Genomic DNA, 14910 nt, shown 5'->3' with positions numbered 1-14910 from the left:
GACAGGGCAGACGGATTCAGATGGGCTGGCGTTGCCGGGGGGGCAGCGCCAGAAAGGAGGACAGAATGCGCACGGCTGCCTGCTGATCCAGCACGGCCTTGCGCCGGTGGCGTTTCATGCCGGCCTCGCGCAGGTCCATTTCTGCCTCCACGGAGCTGAGCAGCTCCGGCATCCAGTAGAACGGCAGATCAAGGCGTCGCCTGAGCCTCTGGGCCACGTTGCGCACCTGCCGGGTGGTCAGGCTTTCCGTGCCGTCATCCAGCAGGGGCAGTCCCATGACCACGGCCTGGGCGCCCTCGTCCCGCACACGGCAGGCCAGGGCGTCCAGCAGCGCCTTGCGGTCCGCAAAGTCCGCCAGGCGCAGCGTGACCAGCGGATAGGCCAGCACGCCCGCGTCATCGCAGGCGGCCAGCCCGGTCCGCTCCAGTCCGTAATCAATGGCAACAATCTTCATGTGGCCCTAAAGGCCCATGCGCTGGCGCACCATGTCCATGGTGGTTTGGGCAAAGGCGCGAGCGCGTTCGTTGCCGTCAGCCAGAATGTCCTGCACGGCGGCATCGGTGAGCGCCCGGCGCCGTTCCTGCAGGGGGCCAAGGAATTCGGCGATGTGCTTGAGGAAGCGCTGCTTGCATTCCACGCAGCCCATGGTGGCGTGGGTACAGCCTTCGCGGATTTCGTCCTGTTCCTCCTTGCTGGCCAGCAGCACATGGTAGGGGAAGAGGTTGCACACGTCGGGATTGCCGGGGTCGGACTTGCGCAGGCGGTTCTTGTCCGTGAACATGGTCTTCACCTTGGGTTCCACGTCGGCCATGGTGTCACGCAGGAAGATACCGTTATTGTAGCTCTTGGACATCTTGCGCCCGTCCAGGCCCGGGCACTTGGCGGCCGGGGTGAGCATGGCTTCCGGTTCCGGGAAGGTGGTTTCGCCGTAAAGATAGTTGAAGCGCCGGGCGATTTCGCGGGTCAGCTCCATGTGCGGCAGCTGGTCTTCCCCCACGGGCACGCCGTGCGGCCGGTACATGAGGATGTCGGCGGCCATGAGCACGGGGTAGCAGAGAAAGCCCGCATTGCCCAGGTCCTTGTTGGTGATCTGCTGTTGCTGTTCCTTGTAGGTGGGATTGCGTTCCAGCCAGGAAACCGGCGTAATCATGGAAAGCAGCAGGGACAGTTCGGCATGTTCCTTGACGGAGGACTGGCGGAAGATGACGCACTGGGCGGGGTCCAGACCGGCGGCCACCCAGTCCTTGACCATTTCATTGATGTTTTCGCGCACGCGGGAAGGGTCGGCATAGTCGCTGGTCAGGGCGTGCCAGTCGGCCACGAAAAAGAAGGCATCTTCGGTATGTTGCAGCGCCACATAGTTTTTCAGCACGCCAAAGTAGTGACCCAGATGCAGCGGACCGGTGGGGCGCATGCCCGATACGGTACGCGGACGTTCCATGCTCATGAGTGTTCCTTGTCAAACGTAAGAGAGGTTGAGAAAAAAGCCTACAGCAGGCCCACGGCCAGCTCCACCACCGCCGTATAGCTGATGCGGATCAGCGGTCCGAGCACGCGGCCCAGAACGCCGCTGAACAGCAGCACCAGCAGCAGGATGAAACCATAGCGCTCCAGCCTGGCATAGGACATGGCCAGGCGGAAGGGCAGAAAGTTTGCCACCACGCGGCTGCCGTCCAGGGGCGGCAGGGGAATGAGGTTGAACCACATCAGGCAGAAATTGACCAGCACGCCCTGGGCGCACATCTGAAACAGAAAGAGCTGGGTGGGCGTCTGGCTGTAGAGCAGCTGGGGCCACAGGGCCAGGCAGAGGCTCATGCCCAGGCCGAAGGCCACGGCCAGGCCCAGATTGGCCAGGGGGCCGGCCAGCGCCACCCACATCATGTCACGGGCGGGCTTGCGGAAAAAGCGGGGATTGACCGGAACCGGCTTGGCCCAGCCAAAGATGAAGCCGCCGGCCAGACTGGTCAGCACAAAGCAGACCAGCCCCAGCGGATCGATATGCGGCAGGGGATTGAGCGTCAGTCGGCCCATGGTATAGGCCGTGGGGTCGCCCAGGCGGCGGGCAACCATGCCGTGCGCCACTTCATGCAGGATCATGCCCAGCAGCATGGGCAGAAGAGTTACCGTCAGCAGGCGGACAGATTCCGCGAGATTGAAATCAGCTCCAAACATGTTCCGGCTCTAGCACGGGCGGGCGCAAAAGTCGATATGCACGCCGGAGACCCGGAGGGGCGGACGGTCTTTTCCCGCATTGTTGCGCAGGTGGCCGGCAGCGGTGCGGCGGCGAAAAAACGGCAGCATGCTCTGTCACGCCCGCGCATTTGCCACGGGCGCGCGCGCGGGAAACGGGCGGCGGACCGGGAAAAAGGGGACCCCTCGCGCACCGGCGGAGAGTCCCCTTCTGTCTGACAGAGTGTGGCAACAGCCCCTAGCCCGATGAGGCCACCTTGCGCACCAGCAGCTGGTCATCGGGCCATATCTGCCTGTCGGGGGTCAGCAGCTCGCCGTTGCGCGCCACAAGCGCGCATTCCTCTTCCAGGCCCAGGGCAAGCAGCAGCTGCCGGGCCAGCTTGGGGCGCGGCAGCAAAAGCCAGTCCTCGCCGGGCTGCACATGCACAAGCACGCGGGGGCCGCAATAGTCGGGCCTGACGATGGTGGGATGTTCCTGGGTGCTCATGCGTCCTCCGGTTTGCCGCTATCAGGCATTGCCCGCCAGCAGGATGGCGGGGCGGTCTTCCTGCAGGATGTCGTCAAGGATGTTGCACGTCTCGGCAATGAGGGCAATGCAGGAAGAAGAAAAATAGCTGCCGTCGGCAGGAATGTCCATGCCGGATTCCTTGCGGGCACGGGCCGTGAGATCATAGCAGAGGATGGAGCCGTAGCGATCTTCAAAGCGCTTGAAGAAAAGGTTCTGCTTTTTGAGCAGGGCGCGGCGGGCGGCCTTGTCGGTCACGTCCACGGGAGCATAGCGCAGGCCAAGAATCATGATGGCGCCCACCACACAGCCGCAGACGCTGCCGCGGCCCATGCCGCTGCCGAAGGGCAGGGTGGCGCGCAGGAGCCAGTCCCTGTTTTCATGGAGCTTTTCGGCAAAGGTGCAGCATATCTGCTGGGTGCAGCGGTAGCCGCTGGCCTTGTTCAGGCGGGCCTTTTCTTCAAGGTCGTCGCCTATGAGCGGTATGAGATCGGGAACGGGCATGATGCCTCCTTCTGCTTGTGGCATGGGACCCCGTTGCCGGCGGGGCGCCATGCCCGGTTTTTGTTCGGGGTTCGGGTCAGGTGCGTAACGCGTCATATCCCGGAGCTGTCCCGCCGGACAATCCCCAGGATTTTGGTACGAAAGTTCGATCAATTGTCGTCGCTGGTACCATACGGGGATTTTCCCCAAAAGACCAGTACGACGTACGCTAGCCATAGCACAGGACGTAGGCCAGTGTCACGAGTACCATGCTGGCGGCCCGCAGCCCCTGGTTGGCCACAATGAGCCGTATGGCCAGTGCCGGCCGGAAAAAACCCGCATAGGCCGGCAGCTGGTGGCGAATGGCCCGCATGGGAGTGGACAGGATATTGCCCACCATGAGCGCCAGCACCACGTCGTGAGCGTCCAGCCCGCCGGCCTGAAGCAGGCTGCCGGCAGCGCCCAGGGCGGCGCCCAGCTCGGCGGCCAGATGCAGCACAATGATGCTCATGGCCTGCGGCTTGAGAAAGGAGAGCCAGTCCATATGCTGGGCAAGCCAGGTCTCCGCGGCGGAGAAGATGCCCTGCCGCTGCAACAGAAACATGATCACGTACACAGGCACGGTGAACAGGACCAGCCGGGGCAGGCGGGCCATGAAGCGCCGCCCCGCCTTGTGCAGGGCGCTGCGCAGCGCAAAGGCAGGCTGTGCGCCCGTGGGCAGGGGCGGAGCGGGCGGCGGTGGCGGCAGCAGGTGGCGGGCCGCCAGCACGGTCAGTGCGGTGCGCAGCAGGGCCGCCACCAGGGTCAGCCCCACGTAGATGCAGGCCGGCCAGCCCAGCACGGGCCAGGTCATGAAAAAGATGGTGGGCGTGTGCGTAAAGAAGGCCGGCAGACTGTTGAAGAGATTGGCCAGCATGAGTTCGCGCCGGGACAGTTCCCCGGCATCGTAGCGGTCGGCCAGCAGCCCGTTGGCCGACGCCGGGGACACAAAGGCCAGGGCAAAGGCGGCGCCGGCCACTTGGCGCAGGTGCGCAACACGGGCCAGCGGCGCCGCCAGCCGGGCCAGGTGGCGCGTCCAGCGCAGCGCCTCCAGCACATTGGCCAGCAGCAGGCCGGCGGCCAGGCCCAGCAGCAGGCGGCAGAGCGGCCAGCCCAGCGCCTGCCAGAATGGGGCGAGCGCATCCATCAGGCGTCTTCCGGCAGAAATCCCGTATCGGCCGGCAGGCCGGGCCGGATGGCGCAGCCGCGGGCCAGGACATCGCAGCGTTCGTTTTCGGGATGGCCGGCATGGCCGCGCAGCCAGTGCAGGCGCACGTCATGCCGTTGCAGCAGGGGGGGCAGCTGCTGCCAGAGGTCCACGTTTTTCACGGGCTTTTTGTCGCTCTTGATCCAGTTTTTCTTTTTCCAGCCCCAGAGCCAGCCCTTTGCCACGGCATGGCAGACGTACTGGGAATCGGTGTGCAGGTCCACGGCGCAGGGTTCGGTAAGCGCCCCCAGGGCAAAGAGCACGGCGCGCAGTTCCATGCGGTTATTGGTGGTCAGGGCGTAGCCGCCGCTCATTTCCCGGCGGTGCGGCGTGCCGTCCAGTTGCAGGATGGCGGCCCAGCCGCCGGGGCCGGGGTTGCCCAGGCAGGAGCCGTCGGTATAGATGGTGACCTTTTTCATGGTGGGGAGTGTAGGGAAGATGCGTCGTCTTGGCAATGCACGCCGGCTCAGATGTCCGTGGTGGCATCGGGCCAGATGAACTTGTGTATCTGGAGGTTGAGGCGCACCTCGAACAGGCGGTCTTCCAGCAGACGGGCCACCAGCGCGTCCGGTGCCAGACCGCCGGGAATCATGGGCGAAAAGGCCAGCACCGGGCCGGCCCCGGGCGGTACGGCCAGGGTGCGCGCCGTCTGGACGCAGGCGCGGGCGCAGGCATAGTCCGCCTCGTCGGCAATGACAAACTTGATGAAGTCCTGCGGGCCGAGCTGCTGATACATGCGGGCAAAGGGCAGCATGCGGTCCGTACAGCCGCTGGACGGGCACTTGTAGTCGTAGACAAGGCTGCCCACACAGTCCCGGCCGGCAAAGTCCGGGGGCAGGCTGCCGTTGGTTTCCAGGGAGATGAAGATACCCTCCCGCGCCAGGCCCCGCAGCAGGGCTTCCAGAGCCGGGCCGCGCTGCAACAGGGGTTCGCCGCCGGTGAGCGTGACCTTGGGGCAGCCGCTGATACGGACGCGTTCCAGCAGGCTTTCCACGGGCATTTCCGTGCCGGCGCCAAAGGAATAGGTGGTATCGCAGCCGCCGCGATCCTGCCAGCAGCGCAGATTGCAGCCCGCCAGCCGGATGAAGAAGGAGGGCGTGCCCTGGCCCCTGGCATTAACCTCGCCGTCAATGCTCAGAAACAGGGAGATGACCCGCAGGGCAAGGGGGGCGCCGCTCATGCGCCTGCCCGCCATTCGGCATAGGAGGTGCCGGATTCCCACCAGCGGATGCGGCGCACATCCAGGCCGACATGGGCCGTTTGCAGGCGGTGCAGCACCCAGAGGACCATGTTTTCGGCCGTGGGGGCATAGACTTCCTGGCCGTTCTCGTCCTGCACGGGGTCCAGATGGCTCTGTGCCCAGCGGGCATAGCAGGGGGCATTGAGCACGTCATTGAGATAGGTGTGATCCACCTCGGCCACAATGTCGGCCATGATGGCCTTGAGGTCATGAAAGTCCACCACGATGCCCGGATAGGCGGGGCCGTCCTTGCCGGCCACCTCCACCTCGAGCCTGCCGGTGTGCCCGTGCAGGTTGACGCATTTGCCCGCGTAGGCGGGCAGGCGGTGGGCATAGGCGAATTCATAGATTTTGGTCACGGTGAGGGTGCCGTCATGCTTCATGCTGTTCTCCTGCCGGCGAGCTTTCCCGGCGTGCCCATTGTGCGATGCCGGACGCCGCAAGGCAAGAGGCCGCACGGCGAAAACGCGGGGAAGGCCGCTCCTGCCCGCAGGCAGGGACGGCCTTCCCGGTGATATGCGGCCTGTGCGGCGTCCGCCGCCGGCCGGCGCCAGCCGGTGTCAGGGCGGCTAGTAGCGGTAGTTTTCGGCCTTGTAGGGGCCTTCCACCTTGACGCCGATGTAGTCGGCCTGTTCCTGGGTCAGGGTGGTAAGGTGCACGCCCAGGCGGTCCAGATGCAGGCGGGCCACTTCCTCGTCCAGTTCCTTGGGCAGGGTGTAGACCTTGGTTTCCAGCTTTTCGCTGGCTAGCTTGATCTGGGCCAGGGTCTGGTTGGTGAAGCTGTTGGACATGACAAAGCTGGCATGCCCCGTGGCGCAGCCCAGGTTCACCAGACGGCCTTCGGCCAGCACGATGATGCTGCGGCCGGAGAGCAGGGTCCACTTGTCCACCTGGGGCTTGATGTTCATCTTGGTGATGCCGGGGGTGTCTTCCAGGTAGGTCATGTCGATTTCATTATCGAAATGGCCGATATTGCAGACAATGGCCTCGTCCTTCATGCCTTCCATGTGCTTGCCGGTAATGACATGATAGTTGCCGGTGCAGGTGATGTAGATGTCGCCCATGGGCAGGGCATCTTCCACCGTCACCACCTCGTAGCCTTCCATGGCGGCCTGCAGGGCGCAGATGGGGTCGATTTCCGTCACCAGCACGCGGGCGCCGAGGCCACGCATGGACTGGGCGCAGCCCTTGCCCACGTCGCCATAGCCGCAGACCACCACCACCTTGCCGGCGATCATGATGTCCGTGGCGCGCTTGATGCCGTCGGCCAGGGATTCGCGGCAGCCGTAGAGATTGTCGAACTTGGACTTGGTTACGGAGTCGTTGACGTTGATGGCCGGGAAGAGCAGCTTGCCTTCGGCTTCCAGCTGATAGAGGCGGTGCACGCCGGTGGTGGTTTCCTCGGAAACGCCACGAACGCGCGCGGCCACCTTGTGCCAGTGCTGCGGGTCTTCCTTAAGGCGCAGGGCCAGGCGGTCCAGCACGCACTGGAATTCCTTGCTGTCAGCCTTCTGTTCCAGCAGGGAGGGGTCGTTTTCCGCTTCCACGCCCTTGTGGATGAGCAGGGTGGCGTCCCCGCCGTCATCCACGATGAGGTCGGGGCCGGAGCCGTCGGGCCAGGTGAGGGCCATTTCCGTGCACCACCAGTAGTCTTCAAGGCTTTCGCCCTTCCAGGCAAAGACCTTGGCCAGGCCCTGCTCCACAATGGCGGCGGCGGCATGGTCCTGGGTGGAGAAGATATTGCACGAGGCCCAGCGGATGTCGGCGCCCAGGGCATGCAGGGTCTTGATGAGCATGGCCGTCTGAATGGTCATGTGCAGGGAGCCGGTGATGCGCAGGCCCTTGAGGGGCTTGCTGTCGCCATATTTGCGGATGCATTCCATGAGGCCGGGGGTTTCGCGCTCGGAAAGCTGCATTTCCTTCTTGCCGAAATCGGCAAGGCTCATGTCGGCCACTTTGTAGTCAAGGGACAGGTCCAGAGCTTTGGTCATGATTCCTCCAGAGAGAAAGAGTGGTTTCAGCAGGTTTCGGCGAGCAGCAGCAGCAGGGAAAGCTGGCGCCCCACGGCCTGCCGCGTGCTGCGCACCAGGCGGAAGCCCGTGTGCCGCAGGGTGGCGGTGAGCTGCTCCTCATCAAAGCCCAGCCAGCGGTCGCCATAGCGGGTGCGCATGGTCTCGTCGTTGTGGCGCAGAAAATCCGCCACAAAGAGGCGCCCCTGCGGCGCAAGGATGCGGCGCACTTCCGCCAGACCGGCAGCCGGATCGGAAAGGTGGTGCAGAACAAGGTTGATGCAGGCAAAGTCCGCCTCATGATCCCGCAGGGGCAGGTGGTCCAGTTCGCCGATGCGCAGGGAGTAGCGCTCTTCCGGCACGCCTTCGCCTTCCAGGCGGCGGCGGCAGATGTCCAGCATGCGGGCGGAGCCGTCCACCCCGATGAGGGTTCCGGCCAGGGGCAGCATGCGGGCCAGCACGGCGCCGGTGCCGCAGCCCAGGTCAACAGCCGTGCCGCAGCCTGCGGGCAGGGCGGCGCAGACCTGTGCCGGCAGGTCAAAATCGCCCAGCACCTCGTGGTTGAGTTCGTCCCAGTTTTCGGCAATGGCATTGAAGAACTGACGCGTTCTGCGGGCGCGTTCTTCCAGGATGTGGGCTGCCATGCCCATGTCGGCATGCGTGGTGGCATCATCGGGCAGAAAGGGTTCCAGCGCGCGCAGGAAATTGCGCGGGGTGCCCGCTGCCGCGGCGGAATAGAAAACCCACAGGCCGTCACGACGAAAGGTCAGCAGGCCGGCCTCGGTGAGAATCTTGAGGTGGCGCGAGACGCGGGACTGCCCCATGTCCAGAATGCGCACCAGCTCGTTGACCGACAGCTCGTAATGCATCAGGATATGCACGAGCCGCAGCCGTGTTTCATCGGAAAGAGCCTTGAAGTAGAGCAGTGACATGGTGGTACCCGGAGAGCGCCGTGGCGGCGGAAAGTGCATCACGATTCGGTGATGCGAATATCAATGTATCCAGATATAGTCAAGCTGTCATGCCCGTATCCCGTACAAAAAAACGCGACGCCTCTGCTGTCGGCCGGCAAGGCCGCCGGGCGCCGGTTGCGGCCAACGACGCCCCGCCTGCGCACGGGCCCCGGTTCTGGCGTCCCCGTGCCCTGCGCAAGCGGCCGGACGGCACGCCGGAAGAGGTGCTGGCCCATGCGGCCAGCGGCGTGGGCGAGGTGCTTTCGCAGGTTCTGGAGGGGCTGGGGGCAGACCCGGTGCGCATGCGCCTTATCCAGCTCTGGCGCAACTGGGAAATGGTCATGGGGCCGGAGCTGGCGCCCCTGGCGCGGCCGCTGGGACACCGCGGGGACGTGCTGCTCATCGGCGCGGAAGATGCCATGCTCATGCAGGAACTGCACCTGCAATCCGCCGAGATTCTGGAGCGGGTCAATGCCTTTATGGAAGGTCCCTACTTTGCCTGCGTCAAGGTCAGTCTCTGCTTCCAGAAGACGGCGCTGGATGCCATCCGCGCCCCCGCGCCCCCGCCGCCATTGCCCACCCTGCGCCCCCGGCTGGACGGCAGCGCCCTGCGGAGCATGCGGCCCGATTCTCCCGTGGCCCGCTGCTATGCCCGCTTTGTGGCGCAGGCCCGGCGCTCCTGACGCTACTGGCCCGGTTGCGCCGGTGCTGTGCTGTCCGTTCCGGCGATGTCGTCGCCCGCATGGCTGTCTCTTTTTCCGGCCCCGGTGCAGCCCTGGGAGCCGAACCGCCCGTGCCCGGAGGGCCGTGGAGAGCTTTTTGAAAGATTGTGAGGAATACCAGGAAGTTCAGTGAGATGTTCTCCCCATTCTGTGCGGGGTATGATTGACAAGAAAGAGGATGCGGTGCTAGGTTTTTTCTGCCCGAACCGTCCATGGCTTCGGGGGATACCTGGCGCAGGAAACCGCTCGCTGGCGAGCCGGGGCGACGCGCTGACGGCAGCGCTCACGCCGCGCGAAAGGAAGGATGCACCGTGCAGAAAACCCTTGAATCCATCTCGCTCAAACACGATAACGGCAGCGATTTCAGCTTCCGGGGACGCCTTTTTTCCGAATGCTCCTGGTTTGACGAGGAGAACGGAACTCTGACGCGACAGAAGCTCTACGTCACGGACACCAACGAGCAGGTCTACTATATTGTCCGCTCGCGGGGGCAGCAGCGTACACGCCATGCCTATCGCCTTGCCGTCAAGGGCGAGAGCTGCACCATTTTCAATGGCGTGACCGAGATGTCCCTGCCCTTTGACATGCTCATGCTGGCCGTGCGCGGCCTGTGCGGGCTGGATGCCGCGGCCACCCCCACGCTTGGACAGGTGGAAGAGCTGCTTCGCGCTGCCAATGCCTGATTTGCCGACCTCCGCAGGTTCTGACATTTCCCTTGCTTCGCCGGCAAGGTGAGCCATTGCCTCAAAACCTGCATCAGGCCCCCGCAAGGGGGCTTAAAAGAAAAAAGCCCTTCCTGCCCCGGTGGCAGGAAGGGCTTTTTTTGCCATGCCGGCAAGGCTCCGGCACTGTTGCCCGGCAATTATGAGACAGGCCGCCGGGGGAGCGGCGGCCTGTCCGGGGGAGGAGGATGTTCCAACGGTTAGAGGTTAGGAGAGGAGGAGGTTGTTGAAGTCGCTGTTTCTTGAGGAGAAGGTATGGTTACCGCCTGTGGCGGACAGTTTCACGTTACGCGTGTCTTCTGGTCAGGGAAAACGCTAGTTGTCGTTGGCGCGAGGGGCGTCGTCCGTATCGTCAATGGCAGGACGGTCACCACGGTCGCGGCGGGGCGGCATGGGGCTGCCCACTTCCTTGCTCAGGCGGTCGCCCATTTCGTTATGCAGGTCCGCCATCTGATTGTGCAGCTTCACCAGTTCGTCGGCGGTCTGGCGCACCTGAGCCACATCGGGATTGGTGGCGTTCTGCAGGGCTTTCAGTTCCTGACGCTTGACGAAGATCTGGTCGCGCAGGGCTTCCATGCGCGGGCTGTAGTCGTTCACAATTTTGGCAAAGGCATCACGCTTTTCCTGGGGCAGGTTCCGGTAGTAACCCCAGCAGGAGGGGTGCCCGTAATGTCCCCAGCCCATGCCGTCACCGCGGCCGTGGTAGTAGCCGGGACCGTAGTCACAGCGGCCGTGGGAGTAGCCCGGGCCGTAGTCGCCACGGTGATGCGGACCGGCCATGCTGTCGGTAGCGAGAAGGCTGCCACCCACAAGGGCGGCCAGGAGGGCGGGAACGATGATCTTGGTACGCATGTCAATTTCTCCTTAGCGGAATGACCGGGGGCTGTCGCTTCTGGGCCGGCGCGGGAGGCGCACTTCCTGCGGCAGGGGCATTGCGGCTCCCCCCAGGGAAACAAGCGCCACGGTCAGGCAGAGAAGCAAGAGGGTCATGATGGCTCCTGAATGTTTTTTTCGGGGCGGCAGCGCCGCCTTGCCTGCTATGTAGCAATCGGTGTGCCAAAGTTTATTTTTATTTTTATTTCAATATGTTATGTAGAATTCGTTGCGTATGCTTCCCGCAGGCGGCAGGAAGTACGGCAGGAGATGTTCATAAATCGAACAGCTGGCGGACGCGCCTGTTCATTTTTTAGACATGTGCTCGATTTTCGCACAGGGGGGCCCCGGCGGGGCAGGGAGGGAGAGCGCGCTCCGTCTGGTTGCCTGCGGCGGCGCCGGGCTGGGACAAAAAAAGGCTCCCGCACGGGACGGGAGCCGGAAGGAGGCATGGAGGGCGCTGTCAGAAGTGCGGGCCGGGCTGGGTAATGCTGCGGCAGCCGCGGCCCCGCGCACGGGGCAGTCTGACGCCGACTTCTTCATATATCCGCTGCCTGACGCGGTGATAGCGGTCTCTCAGGGATTCTCGCAGGGTCTGGAGTTCCCAGCCCAGACGTGCCAGGGCGTCACCCGGCGTGTCGGAGCTGTAGATCAGATTGTCCAGTTCCTGCATTTTGCCCCGGATACGCTGGCGCAGTTCCTGAATGGCCGGTCGTTCCTCGTCAAGGATGATGCGGATGCTGTCGCGTTTGTCTTGGGGCAGCTCGGCGAGCCATTCTTCCATATTGCGGGAGCGTCCATGCCCGTTGTTGTGTCCTCCGTCCTCGTGCCCGCCGGCCAGCGCCCAGGAGGGCGTCAGGCTCAGGCAGAGAAGCAGGATCAGAAGCGTGGTGTGCATAGGCGGTTCCTTGGCTGAAGTGGCCAGGACTGACATACCAGCTGCAGGATGCCGGTGCAAGCCGTGGCCTTGTCGGGGTCTCTGCAAAAAGCATGCAAAATCCCGCTACTGGCTGTCTTCCGCCGGTCCGGCCGGTCGGATGACAGCCTGCGCAAGGAGGTTTATAGTCCCCCCATGACATCTCCAGCACAGGAAAATAGCGCTTCCGTGGCCCGCCCTCCGGACATGCAGGCCGCTTCCGCGCCGCCGGTTTCGTCGCCGGCGTCGCTGGGGCTGCTGCTGGGCGGCGCCGCGCTGGTTTTCGGCCTCATGATCGGCCTGCTGGCCGTGGCCTCCATCGATCGCAATGAAGATGCCATGAGTCGCCTGCTGGCCGAGAAGGGGGCTACCCTTGTGGATACCCTGGAAAGCATGCTCCGCCTGGGGCTGCGCAGCAAGGTGGGCATTCCCCTGCAAAGCCTGCTGGACACCATGGGCGACAGCAGCGACGTGCGCTTCATTGCCGTGACCATGCCGGACGGCACCATTCTTGCCCACAGCCAGCGCAACCGGCGCGGCGAAATCCTGCTCATGGACGGCCAGGAAATGGACGAAAAGGTCATGGCGCATCTGAACCCGGGCAAGGAAACGCAATGGGCCTTCATGAATATGGAGGGCCGCCCGGTCTTTGTGGTCTACCGGCAGTTCATGCCGCCGCCGCCGGAGCTGGCCGGGCGCTTTCCCATTCCGGTGCTTTTTCTGGGGCTGGATGTGTCGCCCTTTGACATCATCCGCCGGCAGGACCGCGACTATCTGGTCATTCTGGCCTCCGGCTCTCTGCTGGTGGGCCTGGTGGCGCTGGTGGCCCTCTATTATGCGCAGCGGGCGCGCCAGTCCCGGCGCGGGCAGCGCCTGGCCGAAGGGCAGGTGCGCCGGCTGGAAGAAGAGGTGCGCCGCAAGGAAAAGCTGGCTGCCGTGGGCACGCTGGCTGCCGGCGTGGCGCATGAAATCCGCAATCCGCTCAGCTCCATCAAGGGCTATGCCACCTATTTCGGGCAGCGCTTTCCGGAAGACAGCGAGGACCGCAAGGCCGCCCAGGTCATGGTGCGCGAGGTGGACCGCCTCAACCGGGTCATTACCGATCTTATCGGCCTGTCCCGCCCCACGGATGTGCGGGCACGGCCCGCCCGGCTGGAGCAGGTGGCGGAACATGTGCTGCGCCTCATCAGGCAGGATGCGGCCAACCATGGCGTGACCCTGTCCTGCACGGCGGCGCCGCATCTGCCGCCCGCCCTGGTGGACCCGGACCGCCTGGGCCAGGCGCTGCTCAATGTCTGCCTCAATGCGCTGGATGCCCTGCAGACAGAGGGGGCATCTGCACAGGACGGGCAGGCCCGCCTGCAGATACACGTATCGCGCGAAGGCCGCATGCTGCGCCTGGACGTGACCGATAACGGCGAAGGTATTGCGCCCGAAAATCTGCGACATATCTTTGATCCGTACTTTACCACCAAGGGGCACGGTACCGGTCTGGGGCTGGCCACGGTGCACAAGATCGTGGAAGCCCATGGCGGAGACGTCAGCATCCGTTCGCGGCGGGCCGAGGCCGGCCGCCGTGGCGAAACCGTGGTGAGCATCCGTCTGCCCGTGGCCGATGCGGCGGCGCAGCCCGGGGGAAAAAAGGCTGAAAAGGAGCAGGCATGACGACGATCCTGGTTGTGGATGACGATGATGCCCATCGCGGCATGCTGGGCATGATGCTGCGTTCGTGGGGCTACGAGGTGGCCGAATGCCGCGACGGGGCCGAGGCCGTGGCGGCCGTGCACGAGCATTCCTATGACGCCGTGCTCACGGACGTGCGCATGGCGGGCATGGACGGCATTGCCGCGCTCAAGGGCATACTGGCCTACAATCCGGCCCTGCCGGTCATACTCATGACGGCGTATTCCTCCGTGGAAACGGCGGTGGATGCCCTGCGCCTGGGTGCCTACGACTATCTTATCAAGCCGCTGGACTTTGATGCCCTGCGCGAAACCCTGCAACGGGCCATTGACCATTCGCGGTGCAGCGTGGAAAACCGCGAACTGCGCCGCCAGCTCAGCGAGGCCGCCGCGGGGCCGGAAATCCTGGGGCGCAGTGCCGCCATCGAGGAGCTGCGCTCCATCATCGCCACCGTGGCGCCCACCGAGGCCACGGTGCTCATCTGTGGCGAGTCCGGCACGGGCAAGGAACTGGTGGCCCGCGCCCTGCATCAGGCCAGCGAGCGTGCCTCGCGGCCGCTGGTGACCGTCAACTGCGCCGCCCTGGCCGAAAATCTGCTGGAAAGCGAGCTGTTCGGTCATGAAAAGGGCGCCTTCACCGGCGCGGACCGGCGCCGGGAGGGACGCTTTGTGCAGGCCGATGGCGGCACGCTCTTTCTGGACGAGATCGGCGAGATGCCCCTTTCCCTCCAGGCCAAGCTGCTGCGTGCCCTGCAACAGGGGGAAGTGCAGCGCGTGGGATCGGACAAGCCCCTGACCGTGGATGTGCGCGTCATTGCGGCCACCAACCGTAATCTGCAGGAAGAGGTGGCGGCCCGGCGTTTTCGCGAGGACCTGTATTTTCGTCTCAATGTCATCAGCATTGATGTGCCGCCCCTGCGTGCCCGCCCGGACGACATCCCCCTGCTGGCCGCCCATTTCCTGCAACGCTATGCCGAACGCAACCGCAAGAGCATCAAGGGCTTTTCGCCGCAGGCCCTGGACGCCATGCTGCGCTATGACTGGCCCGGCAACGTGCGCGAGCTGGAAAATGCCGTGGAGCGCGCGGCCATTCTCTGTTCTGGGGATCTCATCACCCTGCGCGAACTGCCCGTGAGTGTGGCCCGTGCCGCCGATGCGCCGCTGCCGGCGGCCCAGCCCGCGGAATCCGGGGACGGCTCGCTGGCCGGCCTCAAGCTGGATGATGTGGAGCGGCGTGCCATCGAGGAAACCCTGCGCCAGACCGGAGACAACAAGAGCGAGGCGGCCCGGCGTCTGGGCATTACCCGGGCCACCCTGCACAACAAGCTGCGCAAGTACGGCCTGGAATAGCCGGGCCGGTGCAGAGAAG

18 protein-coding genes are annotated in these 14910 nt (G+C 64.5%); 4 read left to right on the top strand and 14 right to left on the bottom strand.

The features are described from left to right. Window positions 1–16: 16 nt before the first annotated feature. The 11 genes from ruvX to Q0J57_RS08180 all read right to left on the bottom strand — a co-directional run bounded on the left by ruvX (window position 17) and on the right by Q0J57_RS08180 (window position 8605). Window positions 17–454: a Holliday junction resolvase RuvX gene (ruvX, locus tag Q0J57_RS08230; protein WP_297219141.1), complete on the bottom strand. Its 438-nt coding sequence runs from the start codon at window positions 452–454 to the stop codon at window positions 17–19. A 6-nt stretch (window positions 455–460) separates the two neighbouring features. Further along, window positions 461–1441, bottom strand: coding sequence for a tryptophan--tRNA ligase (gene trpS, locus Q0J57_RS08225; protein WP_297219279.1), 981 nt, complete (start codon window positions 1439–1441; stop codon window positions 461–463). Between the two features lie 47 nt (window positions 1442–1488). Continuing rightward, window positions 1489–2172: a site-2 protease family protein gene (locus Q0J57_RS08220; protein ID WP_297219139.1), complete on the bottom strand. Its 684-nt coding sequence runs from the start codon at window positions 2170–2172 to the stop codon at window positions 1489–1491. 256 nt (window positions 2173–2428) lie between these two features. Then, the gene (locus tag Q0J57_RS08215) at window positions 2429–2677 is read right to left on the bottom strand and encodes a hypothetical protein (protein WP_297219137.1); all 249 of its coding nucleotides are present in this window, start codon (window positions 2675–2677) and stop codon (window positions 2429–2431) included. 21 nt (window positions 2678–2698) lie between these two features. Beyond that, window positions 2699–3199 (bottom strand): C-GCAxxG-C-C family protein, encoded by a 501-nt coding sequence (locus Q0J57_RS08210; RefSeq protein ID WP_297219135.1) that lies wholly within the window; start codon window positions 3197–3199, stop codon window positions 2699–2701. A 208-nt stretch (window positions 3200–3407) separates the two neighbouring features. Further along, window positions 3408–4364, bottom strand: a complete 957-nt coding sequence (locus Q0J57_RS08205; protein ID WP_297219133.1) for a hypothetical protein — start codon at window positions 4362–4364, stop codon at window positions 3408–3410. Next, window positions 4364–4843: a ribonuclease HI gene (rnhA, locus tag Q0J57_RS08200; RefSeq protein ID WP_297219131.1), complete on the bottom strand. Its 480-nt coding sequence runs from the start codon at window positions 4841–4843 to the stop codon at window positions 4364–4366. Before rnhA ends, Q0J57_RS08205 begins: the two co-directional genes overlap by 1 nt. Before the next feature lie 47 nt (window positions 4844–4890). Next, complete coding sequence (locus Q0J57_RS08195; protein WP_297219129.1) at window positions 4891–5604, bottom strand: 7-carboxy-7-deazaguanine synthase QueE; 714 nt, start codon at window positions 5602–5604, stop codon at window positions 4891–4893. Next, complete coding sequence (locus Q0J57_RS08190) at window positions 5601–6047, bottom strand: 6-carboxytetrahydropterin synthase (RefSeq protein WP_297219127.1); 447 nt, start codon at window positions 6045–6047, stop codon at window positions 5601–5603. The genes Q0J57_RS08195 and Q0J57_RS08190 overlap by 4 nt, the downstream gene beginning before the upstream one ends. A 186-nt stretch (window positions 6048–6233) precedes the next feature. Next, window positions 6234–7655 (bottom strand): adenosylhomocysteinase, encoded by a 1422-nt coding sequence (ahcY, locus tag Q0J57_RS08185; RefSeq protein ID WP_297219126.1) that lies wholly within the window; start codon window positions 7653–7655, stop codon window positions 6234–6236. 26 nt (window positions 7656–7681) lie between these two features. After that, window positions 7682–8605, bottom strand: coding sequence for a metalloregulator ArsR/SmtB family transcription factor (locus tag Q0J57_RS08180; protein WP_297219124.1), 924 nt, complete (start codon window positions 8603–8605; stop codon window positions 7682–7684). Between the two features lie 89 nt (window positions 8606–8694). Between Q0J57_RS08180 and Q0J57_RS08175 the strand changes: the two genes are divergently transcribed. Beyond that, entirely contained in the window at window positions 8695–9309 is a 615-nt protein-coding gene (locus Q0J57_RS08175; RefSeq protein WP_297219122.1) for a DUF721 domain-containing protein, read from the top strand. Window positions 9310–9659: 350 nt separating this feature from the next. Next, window positions 9660–10031, top strand: coding sequence for a hypothetical protein (locus Q0J57_RS08170; RefSeq protein ID WP_297219120.1), 372 nt, complete (start codon window positions 9660–9662; stop codon window positions 10029–10031). 354 nt (window positions 10032–10385) lie between these two features. Here the strand turns inward: Q0J57_RS08170 and Q0J57_RS08165 are convergent, their stop codons facing one another. From Q0J57_RS08165 to Q0J57_RS08155, 3 genes are all read right to left on the bottom strand, one after another. Then, a complete protein-coding gene (locus Q0J57_RS08165) occupies window positions 10386–10922 on the bottom strand; it encodes a periplasmic heavy metal sensor (protein WP_297219118.1) in 537 nt (178 codons plus the stop codon). A 12-nt stretch (window positions 10923–10934) separates the two neighbouring features. Continuing rightward, window positions 10935–11060 (bottom strand): hypothetical protein, encoded by a 126-nt coding sequence (locus Q0J57_RS08160; protein ID WP_297219116.1) that lies wholly within the window; start codon window positions 11058–11060, stop codon window positions 10935–10937. Between the two features lie 346 nt (window positions 11061–11406). Then, the gene (locus tag Q0J57_RS08155) at window positions 11407–11841 is read right to left on the bottom strand and encodes a periplasmic heavy metal sensor (protein WP_297219114.1); all 435 of its coding nucleotides are present in this window, start codon (window positions 11839–11841) and stop codon (window positions 11407–11409) included. Between the two features lie 174 nt (window positions 11842–12015). On the opposite strand from Q0J57_RS08155, the gene zraS reads away from it, so the two are divergent. Beyond that, a complete protein-coding gene (zraS, locus tag Q0J57_RS08150) occupies window positions 12016–13524 on the top strand; it encodes a two-component system sensor histidine kinase ZraS (RefSeq protein ID WP_297219111.1) in 1509 nt (502 codons plus the stop codon). Further along, window positions 13521–14891, top strand: coding sequence for a sigma-54 dependent transcriptional regulator (locus Q0J57_RS08145; RefSeq protein ID WP_297219109.1), 1371 nt, complete (start codon window positions 13521–13523; stop codon window positions 14889–14891). Before zraS ends, Q0J57_RS08145 begins: the two co-directional genes overlap by 4 nt. Window positions 14892–14910 lie beyond the last annotated feature (19 nt).

The organism is uncultured Desulfovibrio sp., from assembly GCF_944324505.1.
Classification (GTDB): domain Bacteria; phylum Desulfobacterota; class Desulfovibrionia; order Desulfovibrionales; family Desulfovibrionaceae; genus Desulfovibrio.
This window is presented reverse-complemented; position numbering and strand designations above follow the sequence as displayed.